Annotated in this window: 2 protein-coding genes; both read left to right on the forward strand. The window is 40.9% G+C overall.

What is annotated here, in order from left to right; all coding sequences use genetic code 11:
- Positions 1 to 216: hypothetical protein (locus LD39_RS23725; protein ID WP_035553605.1), on the forward strand; the 216-nt coding region annotated here is incomplete at its 5' end.
- 64 nt (positions 217 to 280) lie between these two features.
- Positions 281 to 1,216 carry a hypothetical protein gene (locus LD39_RS21170; RefSeq protein ID WP_035553608.1) on the forward strand — a complete coding sequence of 312 codons (936 nt, stop codon included), beginning with the start codon at positions 281 to 283 and terminating at the stop codon, positions 1,214 to 1,216.
- Positions 1,217 to 1,432 lie beyond the last annotated feature (216 nt).

The following is a 1,432-nucleotide window of genomic DNA, read 5'->3' on the forward strand; positions in this document are numbered from 1 at the left end:
CGACAGCCTGAGGAGGCTCAGCATACGCCCACGGAAAGCGAATCATCCCCCGAAGCCCCTTATTACACGCAAATATTTCGAAATCGAGTCTTCCATAATCCTGCACGAATGTTGAAGAGTTATACCGTCTTTAACCAAAATACCAATATGCAACTAGTATTCGATAAGATCGACAATCCACTTATTCCGTGGGGGAAAATCGAGACAATAGCATAGATCGACTGGATTTATGAAACGAAATAGACGAAAACACGTATAAGAAACTAGGAGGGATCAGTGTATGAATAACTTGCATGAACAATTGATGGAAGCTAAAAAACGGTACTTGCAACAAGAAAGGCTGAAGCGGGAACTGAACCATTTATCTAACGAACAACACGAATTACAAAGAAAAGAGCAACAATTTTTACATACGTTACAACAAGAAAAAGAAGACGTCGAAAAGCTGGAACGAATAAGCTTGACGAATATGTTTGCCACACTTACAGGTAATAACTTGGAAAGAATGGAAGCAGAAAAACGTGAAGTAGTCGAGGCACGGTTGAAATGGAGAGAAGCTTACGATTCCATTCAGGAAATGGAGCAGGATCTTCAAGTATTGAAAGGACGAATCGATCAGTTGGGCGATCCATCTGATGAATACGAGCGACTTCTGAGACAAAAGAAAGCATATCTGATTGAGAAAGGACAATTGGAAGGCCAGCGGTTAATTGAAGTAGCGGAAAGACGTTCAGAGGTTCAGGCAGAACTTGACGAAATTGATGAAGCGATAGTAGCAGGTAAACAAGCTGTATCTGCTCTGGATCAAGCTTCTTCTTCTCTTGATAGCGCAGAGAATTGGGGGGCACTTGATATGCTGGGTGGTGGACTTCTTACAACTGCTGTTAAGCATTCTCGTGTGGATGACGCAAATACCGCTGTTCATTCCGCTCAGAGACATTTGCGGAAGTTCGCAAGGGAATTAGAAGATCTAGGCACTCATTACAATCATAATTTAGAAATTTCGGGAGGATTGACACTAGCAGATTTTTTCTTGGACGGATTGATTGTGGATTGGTTTGTCCAAAACCGTATCCTTACTTCACATGAGGAAGTAAGGAAAATGAGAAACAAGACTCATGCCGTTACCATTGACTTGGATTCATTAAGAGAGAAATTTGTAGCAGAACAGAAGAAACTTGAGGAAGAACAAAGACTTATACTCGAGTCTTCGTAGTGAGGAAGAGGTATGATGTCATATCCTAGAAATTTCGCAACCGCTTGCGGTCTTCCGCAAAATTTTTTCGGTGAAGGGAGTCCATGTATATATTACAATAGAAACAGATAAGCGGTGATGCTTATTGATCTCATTTCTATTTATGATCTGGTTGTCATAAATAGATCAGTAATGAAAATTACTGATGAGTGCATGGAAAAGTCTCTTCACGTCTCG

It is taken from the genome of Halobacillus sp. BBL2006 (assembly GCF_000786645.1).
Taxonomy (GTDB): domain Bacteria; phylum Bacillota; class Bacilli; order Bacillales; family Halobacillaceae; genus Halobacillus.

Excerpts from the sequence above, each read along its gene's own strand:
- LD39_RS21170 (WP_035553608.1), top strand. The coding sequence starts at position 281 with ATGAATAACTTGCATGAACAATTGATGGAAGCTAAAAAACGGTACTTG.